We start from the raw sequence: 14,774 nt of genomic DNA, 5'->3' as shown, positions 1-14,774 counted from the left end.
GCACTTCCGCCGTTACGCTTTCGGTTTCAAACTTATTGATGCACAAATGCCAGGCAAATTTTCAGCCGTCATGCCATCTTGCAGGAAGCCGTCGGCTGAGGTGAGTTTTGCTCTTTCAGTCTCATCAGCGGCCATGACCTGGTCAATCCAATCGGCGTGGGCGGATACCCGGGTATACAGCTCTTTAACGCCGTATTCGCCAACATCTTTAAACCATGAGTCTACTCTGGAGCTTACAGCAAGCAGGTAATAGCCATCGTCTTTTATAAGATAGGCCGGGCCGCCACTGTCGCCATTGCCGGATACGCCCTCCAGCTCAAGCGCTTTGTCGCCTGATTCAAACACGAACCGCAAATCAGACGCTGTAACTGCCGTCACTTTGTTCTGCGCCTTGCGCAGTACACCGTTGTTGTCTTTATAGCCAACTGTTTCGCCGGTTAAGCCGGTACCGGTGCCACCACTGCCGATAAACCACAATACCTGAGTGCGTTCATCTTTTTGGCGGTACAGTTTGGCAGGTTCAACACTTAGTACCGGGTTTGCCAGTTTAATCAGCGCGAGATCATTCTTCTCACCGAGCTGATAAGACGGGTAACTATAGCGCGCCTCAACCTCAGCTAATTCATCGCCAATCTGAATAGTCTGACCGGGGTTTAGACAAAATACCGTATGGGCTGCGGTTAGCACCCATTGTGGCGCAATCAAGGTGCCGTGTACGCCGATGGTGTAAAAAGTCGCCAGCGGCGGGAAGTCAGCTTTAGCCGCCAGATAATGCTCTACCGGCTTATCGTGACGAATAACAATGGCCGACACTGGCGCAGTCAGCATACTGGTCGCCACCAGGCAGCCAATACTAAGCCGTTTAGATTTGTTCTTCAGCTTCATGTTGCGTCCTTACATAGCTTGCGATAAACAACAAACTGACAGAAAACCGCGTGATATTTTAGCGATTAAATGTAAGGGGTTATGTAGTTGTAACGGCTAGCCCGGCCAATCTACACCCTTTGTTACAATTGCCCGCTGAGCCTTAGTTGAAAGTGGCAAGAAGTGCTCATAACTTAGTAAAAGTAATGCTGATAAGGATAAACATGCATGTTATGGCAGTTAATAAAAACGTCGAACATCGCCAAGGTGGTGTTGCTGGTTATCATTGCCGCTTTTATCTGGTGGTTTAACTGGTATGCCGCTGTTGGCGTGCTGCTGCTGTTATTTGCCGATATCGCAGTGATGTTTGGCTTTCCCATCAGGCATAAGGGCGATTACGTCTATAGCAAAGATGTACTGTCGCTTTTTTCGCTGCAGGGCGACAAATTGCGTGTGGGTATGGAACAAGGTGATATCAGCGCGATTGAGCAAATTAAGCTGTTTGAACAAGATCAGTTTGGTTATATCGACTTCCCGCTAAATAACGAGCTACAGGTTAGGTATAAGTTTCCGCTACAGCAGTATCAGCCATTGCTGCAGTGGTTAACACAACATCTACCAAAAACTCAACTAATTGCCGGGTACAAAAGCTAAAACAGCGGTGCTGCATTGCGTTAAGCACTAAGCCATTACGCAGTTTTTAGGTGCAATTTCACTATAAAGCTGCTGTTTTTTTGTGCTAGCATCAGTTTATCTGCATATAACCAGAATAAGACTTTGCACGCAGCCATTTCGCCTTCTAGCAACAAGCAAGCGCAAAAAATTGATGCACGTCGCCGGCGCTATATATTAGCCTTTGTCAGCTATATCACCAGCGCGGTGATGTTTGTCTATGGCGTGAAGAACTTCTCGGCTGAACAGGTGTTACTGCCGGTTATTCTGTTTGGTACCGGGCTAGCGTTTTTGCTGAATATACTCTGGTTCCACGTCAGCCGTAACCTGCAGCGCGCCTGTCTAATAGAGGCGGTGCTGGTAGGTGGCTTTGTACTGAGTCTGGTATATCAGGGTGGCTTTAATAACACCGCATTGTATTGGGTGTTTCCGTTTCCGGCCATTTTGTTTGGCTTGTTGGGCGTGCGGGTCGCCCTGCTCAGTAATGCCCTACTGGTATTAACGCTTTGCATAATGCTGTTTGTGCCGGATGTAATACTGGCGCAGTATAAAGAGGCAGAATCCAGCCGTTTTATTGCCTCACTGCTTATTGTTATTACCGTGTGTTGGATTAACGATCACTACCGTGAGCGCAGCCATCAGGCTATGGAGCTGCTGCAGCAGAGTAAAGAGCTGCAAGCCAATACCGATGCGCTCACTGGCCTCGCCAACCGGCGCTTTATTGATGCGAGTTTGTTGCCAAGCCTGGCGCTGCAGCCGACACAGTTTTTTCCGCTGTCGCTGATCATGTGTGATATTGATCATTTTAAACAACTGAATGACCGTTTTGGCCACGACGCTGGCGACGAAGTATTAAAAGCCATTGCTAGCCTGTTTAAGCAGCAGCTGCGCCAGCAAGATATCGCTTGCCGCACCGGCGGTGAAGAGTTTTTGTTGATACTGCCACATACCAACCGGGCCGATGCCTTCCTGGTGGCAGAGAAAATACGGCAACATTTTAGCCAGCTGCAGTTAACCGTATTACCAGACCATTATCCGCTGACCGCCAGCTTTGGCATTGCCCTCTGTACCGGCGCAGAAGACTTTGCGCTGGCGGTAAAGCAAGCAGACGAGCAGTTGTACAAGGCAAAGGGTGCAGGTCGGGATCAGGTGTGTTAAGCCTCTGCAACAAAAAAGCCAGCAATTAGCTGGCTTTTTCTATTATTTCAACAAGTTACTGTAAAACCGAGATATCCGCAACCTGCAGAAATAGCTCGCGCAGTTGCTTTAACAGTGCCTGGCGGTTGGCCCGCACGGCAGCATCATCGGCATTTACCATCACCTTGTCAAAGAAGGTATCAATCACCTCGCGCATGGCTGCTAAGTGCGCCAGGCCTTCAGCGTAGCTATGCTGGTCAGCTTGATAGGCCTGCTCCGCCGCTATGGCTTTATGCAGCGCCTGCTCGGCGTCTTCCTGCAATAATGAGGTTTTAACCGTATCGGCAATGGAGCCTTCAACCTTGGCCAGAATATTGGCGACCCGCTTATTCGCCGCAGCCAGGGCGGCGGCGGCGTCTAACTTGCGAAACTCGGCAACAGCCTTCACCCGGCGGTCAAAATCACTCGGGTTAGTTGGCCGACGCGCCAACACCGCTTGGATAACATCTACACTATAGCCTTCACTTTCGTACCAAGCGCGGAAGCGGCCCAGCATAAACTCCAGCACATCCTCGGCAACGTTATTGTTAGTCAGCTTAGTACCAAAACTTTGCTGACTGAAGGCGATAATGTCGGCCAAGTCCAGCGGCAGCTGCTTGTCCACCATAATACGCAGCGCACCTATAGCCGCGCGGCGCAAAGCGAACGGGTCTTTATCACCTTTGGGTGCCTGACCAATACCAAAAATGCCGACCAGCGTATCCAGTTTGTCGGCAATGGCGACCGCGGCGCCCTCTAACCGGCTGGGCAGCTGATCACCGGCAAAGCGCGGCATATACTGCTCATTTAACGCCAGCGCCACCGCTTCGCTTTCACCATCTAAACGAGCATAGTGCATTCCCATAATGCCCTGCACTTCCGGGAATTCGCCCACCATATTGGTCATCAGGTCAGTTTTCGATAACAAACCTGCACGTTCTGCCGCGGCAACGTCGGCACCGATTTTCGCTGCGACAAAACCGGCCACCTTGCTGATGCGCTCAGATTTTTCCGCCAGCGTACCCAGCTGCTGCTGGAAGAGTACGGTTTTCAGGCTATCTAGGCGCTCGACCAACTTTTGCTTACGATCGGTATTAAAGAAGAACTGCGCGTCGGATAAACGCGGCCGTACAACCTTTTCATTACCGCTAATGATTTGCTGCGGATCTTTGCTGGCAATGTTGGCGACAAAGATAAATTTGTTTTGTAATTTGCCGTTGCCATCCAGTAGCGGGAAGTACTTCTGGTTATCTTTCATCGTTGAAATTAACGGCTCTGCCGGCACCTGCAGGAAGCTTTCTTCAAAGCTGCCGACTAACACCACAGGCCATTCAACCAAGGCCGTAACTTCCTCCAGTAAAGCGTCGTCCATCAGCGCTTTACCCTGTAATGCTGCTGCGGTTTTTGTCACTTCAGCCGCAATAAAGGCTTTACGCTCGGCAAAGTCGGCGACGACAAAGGCGCTGCGCATGCTAGCCAGGTAGTCATCAGCATGGTTAATGGTGACTTTTGCCGGCGCATGGAAACGATGGCCATGTGTCTGGTTGCCACTGTTACGGCCCAAAATAGTAGCGGGTACAACGTCACGGCCAAACAACATAATAATGGTGTGTACCGGACGGATAAACTCGGCAGTTGAGTTACCCCAGCGCATTGGCTTGGCAATAGGCAATTTCGCCAACGCCTGCTGGACCACCTCGGGCAATAAGCTCACCGTTGCGGCCCCTGCCACTTTGGCTTTATGCAATAACCAGGCACCTTTATCGGTTTCCAGCTTTTCTGCCTGCTCGACAGTAATGCCACAACCCGCTGCCCAGCCCTGCGCTGCCTTGGTCGGGTTGCCGTAGGCATCAAAGGCTGATGCCAACGCCGGGCCGCGTTTTTCTACCACTTTATCGGCTTGCTGAGCAGTAAGCGCGTTGATGCGCACGGCTAAACGCCGTGGTGCAGCGTACCAATGCACATCACTGTGGCTTAACTCAAGCTTGGCCAGCTCAGCCTGCAGGTTATCCGCAAAGGCGGTGGCTAAGGTTTTCAGTGCCTTAGGTGGCAGCTCTTCAGTACCAATTTCAACAAAAAAATCTTGCGCGCTCATTAGGCCTCCTGCTTCGCACTATTGGTGTTTTTGCACAGCGGGAAACCCAGTTTTTCACGCGCGGCATAATAAGCTTCAGCACAGGCCTTAGCCAGGGTGCGTACCCGCAGAATATAGCGCTGCCGCTCGGTTACCGAAATAGCGTGACGTGCATCCAGCAGATTAAAGGCATGCGAGGCCTTCATCACTTTCTCATAAGCTGGCAGGGCTAGGCCTTGCTCAATTAAGTACTGGCTTTCTTTTTCGCACTGGTCAAAGTAACTAAACAGTGCCGCGACATCGGCATGCTCAAAGTTATAAGTGCTCTGCTCTACTTCGTTCTGGTGGAACACATCGCCATACGTGACGCGCCCCAAGGGGCCGTCGGTCCAGACCAGGTCGTAAATGGAGTCGACGCCCTGAATATACATGGCCAGACGCTCTAAACCATAAGTGATTTCACCGGTGACCGGGCGGCATTCTAAGCCACCCACTTGCTGGAAGTAGGTAAATTGGGTTACTTCCATACCGTTTAACCATACTTCCCAACCCAGGCCCCAGGCGCCGAGCGTTGGCGATTCCCAGTTGTCTTCAACAAAGCGGATGTCGTGCACCAGGGTGTCGATACCCAGCTCGCGCAACGAGCCTAAATACAGCTCCTGAATGTTGTCAGGTGATGGTTTTAAGATTACCTGAAACTGGTAGTAATGCTGCAAGCGGTTAGGGTTTTCGCCATAACGGCCATCAGTCGGCCGGCGGCACGGCTGTACATAGGCCACGTTAGTTGGCTCAGGGCCTAAGGAGCGTAAAAAGGTCATCGGGTGGAAAGTACCTGCACCCACTTCTAAATCCAGCGGCTGCACTATTACGCAGCCCTGACGCGCCCAGTAATCCTGCAGGGCTAAGATCAGGCCCTGAAAGGTTTTAATATCGTATTTATGCATGCGCTGTTAACTCGCTAAAATGACACAGGGGCCGCAGCCCCTTGGTACTTAATGATGTTGGTTACACGTCCAGGTTAGCCACATAGAGGGCGTTTTCTTCAATAAAGGCACGTCTTGGCTCTACATGGTCACCCATCAGGGTGGCAAACAACTGGTCAGCGCCAATCGCATCTTCAATGGTTACCTGCAACATACGGCGGCTTTGCGGATCCATAGTGGTTTCCCACAGCTGCTCCGGGTTCATCTCGCCCAATCCTTTATAGCGCTGAATGTAAAGGCCACGCTTAGACTCGCTCATTAACCAGTCTAAAGCTTCGAGGAAGGTTTCTACCGGTTTTACCTTCTCGCCACGGCGGACAAAACCACCTTCTTCAATCAGGTCACGGATTTCGTCGCCCAGCGCCGCAATGCTTAAATAATCACGCGAGGTAACAAAGTCATGGTGCAGTAAGTATTCATTATCAATACCATGCTGGCGGATAATCACTTTGGGCAGGAACAGCTGGCGTTCGCGGTCTTCATGTACCGCATAGCTATAGCTGGAGCCATCACCTTCTTTGTTGATTAACCGCTGGGTTAGGCTATTGGTCCACTGCTCAGCGTAGTCAGCCGATTTGGCCTGCGCCACATCAAAGCCCGGCACATAAATCAGCTCATTTAACAGATTAAACGGGATTTTACGGGTTAACCTTGCGATGGTCGCATCAACTTTGTGGTACTGGCGCACCAACTTTTCTAACGCTTCGCCGCTGATCCCCGGCGCATCGGCATTGACGTGTAACGAGGCTTCGTCCAGCGCCAGCGTGGTCAGGTATTCGGTCAGCGCCGCTTCGTCTTTAATATATTGTTCTTGCTTGCCCTTTTTCACCTTGTACAGTGGCGGCTGAGCGATATAGATATAGCCACGCTCAATCAGCTCTGGCATCTGGCGGTAGAAGAAAGTTAACAACAGCGTACGGATATGCGAACCGTCAACATCAGCATCCGTCATCAGAATAATGCTGTGATAACGGGTTTTATCCGGGTTGTATTCTTCGCGACCGATACCACAGCCTAGTGCCGTAATCAGGGTTCCCACTTCTTGTGATGACAACATCTTGTCGAAGCGCGCTTTTTCTACGTTAAGAATTTTACCTTTCAGTGGCAGTATTGCCTGGTTCTTACGGTTACGGCCCTGTTTAGCCGAGCCACCCGCAGAGTCACCCTCTACTATGTATAGTTCTGATAACGCAGGGTCTTTTTCCTGACAGTCGGCCAGTTTACCCGGCAAGCCGGCGATATCCAGCGCGCCTTTGCGCCGCGTCATTTCACGCGCTTTTCGCGCCGCATCGCGTGCCCGCGCGGCATCGACAATTTTACCCACAATGATTTTGGCATCGTTTGGGTTTTCCAGCAGGTACTCGTTCAACTTTTCTGCCATGGCGCTTTCAACCGCTGAGCGCACTTCACTGGAAACTAACTTGTCTTTGGTTTGTGAGCTGAACTTAGGATCGGGCACTTTAACGCTGATAACCGCCGTTAGACCTTCACGCGCATCATCGCCAGACGCCTGCACCTTCATTTTCTTGGCGTAGCCTTCCTGCTCAATATAGCTGTTTAATACCCGCGTGAGTGCTCCACGAAAACCGGCTAAGTGGGTGCCGCCATCGCGCTGAGGAATATTATTGGTAAAACAGAACACGTTTTCCTGATAACTGTCGTTCCACTGCATCGCAACTTCGACTGCAATGTCGTCGTCACGTTGATCGGAAAAATAAAAGGCTTTTGGATGCACACTGGTTTTAGTGCGATTTAAATACTGTACGAAGGCCTCAATACCGCCCTCATATTTGAAGTGGTCTTTTTTGTCGCTGCGCTCATCGGTCAGAATAATACTCACGCCTGAATTTAAGAACGACAGTTCACGTAAGCGCTTGGCCAGAATATCAAAGTGGAAGTTAATATCGCTGAAAATAGTTGGGCTGGGCCAAAAGCGGATGGCAGTACCCTTATCCTCGGTCTCACCGATCATAGCCAATGGTGCCTGTGGTACGCCCAAATGATAAATTTGCTGGTGTACTTTACCGCCACGGCGGATGGTCAGTTCCAGTTTGTCAGATAACGCGTTCACCACGGATACGCCCACACCATGTAAGCCGCCCGACACTTTATAGGAGTTGTCGTCGAATTTACCGCCGGCGTGTAACACCGTCATAATAACTTCAGCCGCTGACACACCCTCTTCATGCATTTCAGTTGGAATGCCACGGCCATTGTCGCGCACTGACACCGAGCCGTCGCTATGAATGGTTACCCAGATATCAGAACAATGGCCGGCTAAGGTTTCATCGATAGAGTTATCCACCACCTCAAACACCATGTGGTGCAAACCGGTACCGTCATCGGTATCGCCTATGTACATACCGGGTCTTTTGCGAACTGCATCCAGTCCTTTTAATACTTTTATGCTGGAAGAATCGTAATTATTTTGTTCGGCCATCGTTATCTGTCCGTGCTGTTAGCTGTCCGTGTTCCACGTGAAACATTGCCTGCTGTTCACTGGCAATAAAAGGTGTCACTTGTTCAGCGTTAATTGCAGTAATAAAAACCTGTGAGTTTATATCGCATAAATAGCTAAAAATCTGCCGGGTTGATGTTGAGTCTAACTCCGACGCCAAATCGTCAATCAGTAGCAGTGGCTGTTTGTGCCCGCTGTCACGAATAACGTTGTTCTGCGCAATTTTAAGCGCAAATAATAACACTTTTAACTGACCACGGGATAACACTTCTTCGGCACTAACCTGGTCTTTTTTTATCTTCAAATCGGCTTTTTGCGGGCCATATTGGCTAAACCCCATCCGACTGTCCTGGGCAAAACTTTGCTGTAATAACTGCAGCAACTGTTCGGGAGTGTTTAGCTTATCTGGCCAGCCTTGCAGTAATTGAAAGCTTAGCTGTTGAAGCAACGTCTCAGCGGCTGTTAGCTCAAAAAATGCCTGATGTAGCTGGGTTACGTAAGCCTGGCGCAATTGTTGTAATTCGAACGCTAGCGCTACAAACTGCTCGTCCCAATACTTGAACTGGTTATCGTAGTGCCGGCTGGTTTTTAACAGGGCATTACGCTGCTTTAGTACTTTATTGAACCTTAACCAGCAGTCAAAAAAGTGTGGTTCCACGTGGAACAAACCCATATCAAAAAATTGCCGTCGCTCTTTCGGCCCGCCAAAAAACAACCTAAAGCTATCAGGTGTAATCAGCTGCACAGGCAATAACGCGGCAAACTCAGCCAAACGGTTCACATTAGCGCCGTTAAGCCTTAGCAGCAACTCACCCTGCTTATCGCGTTGTAAACCCAAACTATAGGTTTGTTGCTGCGCACTAAGCTTTGCGTGCAGGGTAAAGGCGTCAGTGTCATGTTGCACCAAACGCTGTGGCCGGTTGGTGCGAAACGAACGACCATGCGCCAAATAGTAAATGGCTTCCAGTAAACTGGTCTTGCCGCTACCATTACTGCCAACGATAAGGTTAAATTGCGGGTGCGCCTTAAACGACACTGCCGTCAGATTGCGAAACTGACTGGCATGCAACGACAGCAGTGACATAGCTTATAAGCGCATTGGCATAACAACGTAACTGGCGCCGCTGTTGCCTACGCCTTCTACCAGGGCACTGGAGTTAGCATCATTCAAATGCAGTAGCACCAGATCTGTGGCTAGGGTATTCAACACGTCCAGCAAGTAGCCAACGTTGAAACCAATCTCCAGGTCATCTCCCTGATATTCTACTTCGATGACTTCTTCGGCTTGTTCGTGCTCAGGGTTATTCGCTACAATTTGCAGCTCATGGCTGGCCAGTGTGAAACGCACACCACGGTACTTTTCATTCGATAAAATAGAGGCACGGGTGCAAGCGTCTTTCAATATACTGCGATGGGCAGTAACCAACTTGGTACTATTGCGCGGCAGTACCCGGCGATAATCCGGGAACCGGCCATCAATCAACTTGCTGCTAAAAACAAAATTACTGTCGGTTAAACGAATATGGTTCTGGCCTAAGCTAAGCGTTACCAGCTGATCATCACTGGCCAACAGCCGCATAATTTCAAGCACACCTTTACGTGGAATAATAATTTGCTTTTGCTGCGCCGCCAGCCCCGGTAAGTCCAGGTTACTTAGGGCAAGACGGTGGCCATCAGTGGCGACAGCTTTTACACTGCCATTGTCTACTTCAAACAACAAACCATTTAGGTAGTAGCGCACATCCTGGTTCGCCATCGAAAAGGCGGTGTCGTCCAACAGCTTGCGCAGTTGCGCCCGGCTTAGTTGAATATCCACCTCGCCCTGCCAGCTTTCCAGGTTAGGGTACTCAGCCGCACTTAACGTCGACAAGGTAAACTTGGTTTTACCGCTGCTTAAAATACAATTATCACCCTGCAGCTGAACACGGATATCGGACCCTTCTGGCAGGCTGCGGCAGATATCCAGCAACTTTTTGGCCGGCACGGTAACACGGCCAGGGCTTTGCACTGTTAAGCCCTCTGTGGTGGCCACCAGCTCAACTTCCAGATCGGTGCCGGTCAACGATAAACTGCCGTCGCTAACTTCGACCAACACATTAGATAAAATTGGCAGCGTGTGACGGCGCTCAATAGCACCAGACACCATTTGCAATGGTTTGAGTAAGGCGTCTCTGTTGATGGTAAATAGCATGAGCCAGTCCCTTTACGATGACAAGGTGCGGATTAAATTCTGAAAATCTTCTTTTATTTCGTGTGTTTCTTCTTTTAGTGACTCAATTTTACGGCAGGCATGCAGCACGGTTGTATGGTCTCGGCCGCCAAAAGCATCGCCAATTTCTGGCAAGCTATGGTTGGTCAGCTCTTTTGACAACGCCATAGCCATCTGCCTGGGCCGAGCTACCGAACGCGAGCGCCGTTTAGACAATAAATCGGCCACACGAATTTTGTAATACTCGGCCACGGTTTTTTGAATATTCTCAATAGTGACCAGCTTATCTTGCAATGCCAGCAAATCGCGCAGCGCTTCACGGACAAAATCTATCGTAATGGGCCGGCCGGTGAAGTTGGCGTTAGCAATAACCCGGTTTAGTGCACCCTCTAATTCACGCACGTTAGAGCGCAGCCGCTTGGCAATAAAAAACGCCACTTCTTCCGGCAGGCGGATCTGGTTTTCGTGTGCTTTACGCATCAGGATCGCCACCCGGGTTTCCAGCTCTGGCGGCTCTATGGCAATAGTCAAGCCCCAACCAAAGCGAGATTTTAACCTGTCTTCGACGCCATCAATTTCTTTCGGGTAGCGGTCGCTGGTTAAGATTATTTGCTGGTTACCTTCGAGTAAGGCATTGAAGGTGTGGAAAAACTCTTCTTGCGAGCGCTCTTTATTGGCGAAAAACTGAATATCATCGATAAGCAGCGCATCGACCGAACGATAATACCGCTTAAACTCTTCTATCGCATTGTTTTGTAGCGCTTTTACCATGTCTTGCACAAAGCGCTCAGAGTGCATGTAAATCACTTTGGCATCGGGCTTCTTGGCCAAAATGCCGTTGCCCACCGCATGTAATAAGTGAGTTTTACCCAAACCGGTGCCGCCGTAAATAAACAATGGGTTGTACGCCGTACCAGGGTTATCGGCCACTTGTGACGCAGCTGCACGAGCTAACTGGTTCGATTTACCTTCAACAAAGTTAGTAAAGGTGTAATTGGCGCGCACATTGCTGGTGACAATAGTTTTAGGGGCTGGCTCGGGGCTGTCTTTGGCCACCGTTTCTACCGGCGTAACCGCTACCGGCGCCGGTGCTTTTACGCTACTGCGGCTATTACTCTGGCTTGAACCAACATCAAACTTTAACCGCGGCGCATCGTCGCCGCAATAATCGTGGATCAGCTCCAGGATCCGGCTTAAATACTTTTCGCGTACCCAATCCAGTACAAAGCGGTTAGGCGCGTACAGGGTAAGCCCAGTGTCAGAACTGTCAGCTTGCAGTGGGCGGATCCACATACTGAAATGCTGTGCCGGTAATTCGGCTTGCAGCGCTTGCAGGCAATTTTGCCAAACGGACTGATACACCCTCTCTCCAGAAGCCTTGGTTATTATGATGAATAAGGCTGGCGTAAGTTAACCAAGCGCACATTATGGTACTATCTTATCCACAACATCAATATTGACTTTTACAAAAATAAGCAACCACGAAAAAAAACTATCTATGCAACTGTTTTTTATCAAAAAAATTATCTTATACCTTTTAACAATACCGTTGCTTTTTATCGTAATTATCTGATCTAACTGCTGAACAACTCACACTTTATTCACTTAACCACCATCTGCCTGTGGAAAACTTTTGTTGTCGCCAGGATCACGGATGATCAGCTTGCAATAAAACGCAGGATCAGATTGACTTTAGGCCACAGACTACTTAAAATTCGCGCTCATTTTTGTCAGCTGCGTTTTGGTATATTTGCTAAAACACAGAAACCTTTAGTAAATATTTCTACCGGACGGATGAAATTATGAGTAAAAGAACTTTTCAACCAAGCGTATTAAAACGCAAGCGTAACCACGGTTTCCGTGCTCGTATGGCCACTAAAAATGGTCGTCAGGTATTAGCGCGTCGCCGTGCTAAAGGCCGTAAGCGTTTAACTGCCTAATCAGCGGTTAACCGCTGAGTGGTCAGCCTGAAATTCGGCAGGGAGTTACGACTGTTAACTCCCAGTCAGTTCGACAATGTGTTCCAAAACCCGTTTCGGGTGTCTTCCCCGCTGTTTACTATCCTAGCCAAAGCCAATCAACTGTCGCATCCCCGATTAGGCCTTACTATCGCTAAAAAACGTGTTAAATTAGCCGTGCACCGCAACCGTATTAAACGTTGTGTGCGTGATAATTTTCGTTTGCATCAACATGAGTTGCCTGGCGTCGATTTGGTACTGATGGTGAAGGGTGACATTAGCAATACGGCTAATGATGAGTTACATAGGCAACTGGAAAAGTTATGGCGCAAAATCGCTCGCCAATACACCGCGCAGCAATCAGCCTAGTGTTACTGCTGCTAAAAGGCTACCAGAAACTGATTAGCCCGCTGTTTGGCCCCAGCTGTCGTTTTCAGCCCACCTGTTCCCATTATGCAATTACCGCCGTTGCGCGTTTTGGTGTGTTCAAAGGCAGTTGGTTAGCAGCGAAACGTTTATTAAAATGTCACCCCTTACATGCAGGCGGTGATGATCCTGTTCCTGAAAAGCACAATGAGAAAAGCTAAACCATGGAATCACAACGTAGTTTATTAGTTATTGGTCTGGCACTGGTCAGTTTTTTACTCTGGCAGCAGTGGAATATTGCTAATGCGCCGCAGCCGGTGACACCGGTCGCTGGAATCAGCCAAAACAGCGCGACCAGCTCCGCTGATCTACAACTGACCACAGCTGACGCAGAGCAAGCGCCTGCCACAACCACGGTAAGTGCCCGCACTATAACCGTCAGCACCGACGTATTTAACCTGAGTATCGATAGTCGTGGTGGTGACATTGTTGCGCTAACCCTACCCGACTTCGAACTGGAAAAGGGTAAAGCCGAACCTTACCCGTTAATGCGTCGTTTACCTGGCTTTGAGTATGTTGCTCAAAGTGGCCTGATTGGCCGTGATGGCCCGGACGACAGCCGTAACCCACGGCCTGTATATAGCGCCGCGCAAACGAGCTACAGCATGCCTGAAGGTGCAACCGAGCTGGTAGTGCCATTAACTTTTAGCCACAACGGCTTACAGGTAGAAAAGCGCTTTATTTTTACCGCTGGCCAATATGATGTCCGGGTAGAATATTTGCTGCTTAACCAAAGTGCTGAAGTAAAAACCGTACAGCCTTATCAGCACCTGGTGCAAACTATCGATAACGGCGAAAGTGCCAGCATGATGATGCCGATATACCGCGGTGCCGCCTTTGGCACCACCTCTGAGCGCTACAACAAGTATGCCTTTGACGACATGCAGGAGAAAAACCTGCTTGAAGCCACGACCGGTGGCTGGGTGGCCATGCTGGAGCATTACTTCGTGTCGGCATGGGTACCGGATCAGCAAGCGGATAACCAACTGTACAGTCTGGTACGCAACGGTCAAGGCGTGATTGGCGCCAAAGGCCCGGCCGTGAATATAGAACCAGGCGCCACGGTAACACTGGGCAGTACTTTTTACGCCGGCCCGAAAACCCAGGACAACCTGGCCAAATTGGCCAACGGCCTGGACTTAACCGTTGACTACGGCTTCTTATGGTTTATCTCGCAGCCGCTGTTCTGGTTACTGACGCTTATTCAAAGCGTTGTCGTGAACTGGGGTGTGGCGATTATTATTATCACGCTGATTGTTAAAGGCATAATGTACCCACTAACCAAGGTGCAGTACGAGTCGATGGCGAAGATGCGTAACTTAAAGCCGAAAATTGACGAGCTGCAGGCGCGATACAAGGACGACCGGCAGAAGATGGGCCCGGCCATGATGGAGCTGTATCGCAAAGAGAAAGTAAACCCTATGGGTGGCTGCTTACCGATGTTGATCCAGATGCCGATATTCCTGGCACTGTACTGGGTATTTGTCGAAAGCGTTGAGCTGCGCCACGCGCCCTTTATGCTGTGGATCACTGACTTATCAGCACAAGACCCCTACTATGTATTGCCGGTGTTATTTGGTGCCAGTATGTACCTGATGCAAAAGCTGACGCCCATGCAGGTTACCGACCCGATGCAACAGAAGATTATGATGTGGATGCCGGTGGCGTTCTCGGTATTCTTCCTGTGGTTCCCAAGTGGTCTGGTACTGTACTGGTTTGTCAGTAACCTGATTTCACTGGCGCAGATGTTATACATCTACAAAGGTATGGAAAAGAAAGGTTTGCATACTAAAAAGGCTTAACTGAACTTTAAAGCAAGAATTAGGTGTCATCATGTAGCGGCGACAAGGATGTCGCGGAGATTGAGACAGCACAGGGATGTGCTGTCGAAAGCGGCGAAATGATGATTTCCTAATACTTGCAGTACTACCTTAAGCCTGTCGCATTATGCTGA

The 14,774-nt window shown here is 49.6% G+C and carries 13 protein-coding genes; 6 read left to right on the top strand and 7 right to left on the bottom strand.

Going from position 1 to position 14,774, the window contains the following annotated elements; translation table 11 throughout:
* Nucleotides 1-12: 12 nt before the first annotated feature.
* A complete protein-coding gene (locus ABGI61_RS02855; protein WP_347596553.1) occupies nucleotides 13-885 on the bottom strand; it encodes a S1 family peptidase in 873 nt (290 codons plus the stop codon).
* Nucleotides 886-1,092: 207 nt separating this feature from the next.
* Between ABGI61_RS02855 and ABGI61_RS02850 the strand changes: the two genes are divergently transcribed.
* Together ABGI61_RS02850 and ABGI61_RS02845 are read left to right on the top strand one after the other, a co-directional pair.
* Nucleotides 1,093-1,518, top strand: a complete 426-nt coding sequence (locus ABGI61_RS02850) for a hypothetical protein (RefSeq protein ID WP_347596550.1) — start codon at nucleotides 1,093-1,095, stop codon at nucleotides 1,516-1,518.
* A gap of 123 nt (nucleotides 1,519-1,641) precedes the next feature.
* A complete protein-coding gene (locus ABGI61_RS02845) occupies nucleotides 1,642-2,694 on the top strand; it encodes a GGDEF domain-containing protein (protein WP_347596547.1) in 1,053 nt (350 codons plus the stop codon).
* 55 nt (nucleotides 2,695-2,749) lie between these two features.
* Here ABGI61_RS02845 and glyS read toward each other — a convergent pair whose 3' ends face one another.
* The 6 genes from glyS to dnaA all read right to left on the bottom strand — a co-directional run bounded on the left by glyS (nucleotide 2,750) and on the right by dnaA (nucleotide 11,798).
* Nucleotides 2,750-4,807, bottom strand: a complete 2,058-nt coding sequence (gene glyS / locus ABGI61_RS02840) for a glycine--tRNA ligase subunit beta (RefSeq protein WP_347596544.1) — start codon at nucleotides 4,805-4,807, stop codon at nucleotides 2,750-2,752.
* Nucleotides 4,807-5,730 (bottom strand): glycine--tRNA ligase subunit alpha, encoded by a 924-nt coding sequence (gene glyQ / locus ABGI61_RS02835; RefSeq protein WP_347596541.1) that lies wholly within the window; start codon nucleotides 5,728-5,730, stop codon nucleotides 4,807-4,809. Before glyQ ends, glyS begins: the two co-directional genes overlap by 1 nt.
* Before the next feature lie 61 nt (nucleotides 5,731-5,791).
* On the bottom strand, nucleotides 5,792-8,209 hold the full coding sequence (gyrB, locus tag ABGI61_RS02830; RefSeq protein ID WP_347596538.1) for a DNA topoisomerase (ATP-hydrolyzing) subunit B: 2,418 nt from the start codon (nucleotides 8,207-8,209) through the stop codon (nucleotides 5,792-5,794).
* The gene (recF, locus tag ABGI61_RS02825) at nucleotides 8,193-9,311 is read right to left on the bottom strand and encodes a DNA replication/repair protein RecF (protein ID WP_347596535.1); all 1,119 of its coding nucleotides are present in this window, start codon (nucleotides 9,309-9,311) and stop codon (nucleotides 8,193-8,195) included. The genes gyrB and recF overlap by 17 nt, the downstream gene beginning before the upstream one ends.
* Nucleotides 9,312-9,314: 3 nt before the next feature.
* The gene (dnaN, locus tag ABGI61_RS02820) at nucleotides 9,315-10,418 is read right to left on the bottom strand and encodes a DNA polymerase III subunit beta (RefSeq protein ID WP_347596532.1); all 1,104 of its coding nucleotides are present in this window, start codon (nucleotides 10,416-10,418) and stop codon (nucleotides 9,315-9,317) included.
* 12 nt (nucleotides 10,419-10,430) lie between these two features.
* On the bottom strand, nucleotides 10,431-11,798 hold the full coding sequence (gene dnaA, locus ABGI61_RS02815; protein WP_347596529.1) for a chromosomal replication initiator protein DnaA: 1,368 nt from the start codon (nucleotides 11,796-11,798) through the stop codon (nucleotides 10,431-10,433).
* 440 nt (nucleotides 11,799-12,238) lie between these two features.
* On the opposite strand from dnaA, the gene rpmH reads away from it, so the two are divergent.
* The 4 genes from rpmH to yidC are packed head-to-tail and all read left to right on the top strand — an operon-like array spanning nucleotide 12,239 to nucleotide 14,622.
* A complete protein-coding gene (gene rpmH / locus ABGI61_RS02810) occupies nucleotides 12,239-12,376 on the top strand; it encodes a 50S ribosomal protein L34 (RefSeq protein ID WP_008222343.1) in 138 nt (45 codons plus the stop codon).
* A gap of 18 nt (nucleotides 12,377-12,394) precedes the next feature.
* Nucleotides 12,395-12,763, top strand: coding sequence for a ribonuclease P protein component (gene rnpA / locus ABGI61_RS02805; RefSeq protein WP_347596524.1), 369 nt, complete (start codon nucleotides 12,395-12,397; stop codon nucleotides 12,761-12,763).
* On the top strand, nucleotides 12,763-12,981 hold the full coding sequence (yidD, locus tag ABGI61_RS02800; RefSeq protein WP_440590649.1) for a membrane protein insertion efficiency factor YidD: 219 nt from the start codon (nucleotides 12,763-12,765) through the stop codon (nucleotides 12,979-12,981). The genes rnpA and yidD overlap by 1 nt, the downstream gene beginning before the upstream one ends.
* A 3-nt stretch (nucleotides 12,982-12,984) precedes the next feature.
* A complete protein-coding gene (yidC, locus tag ABGI61_RS02795) occupies nucleotides 12,985-14,622 on the top strand; it encodes a membrane protein insertase YidC (RefSeq protein ID WP_347596518.1) in 1,638 nt (545 codons plus the stop codon).
* The last annotated feature ends 152 nt before the right edge of the window (nucleotides 14,623-14,774 follow it).

The organism is Rheinheimera fenheensis, from assembly GCF_039871805.1.
Taxonomy (GTDB): Bacteria; Pseudomonadota; Gammaproteobacteria; order Enterobacterales; family Alteromonadaceae; genus Alishewanella; species Alishewanella fenheensis.
The sequence above is the reverse complement of the archived record's forward strand: the minus strand, read 5'-3'. Positions and strand labels throughout refer to the sequence as shown.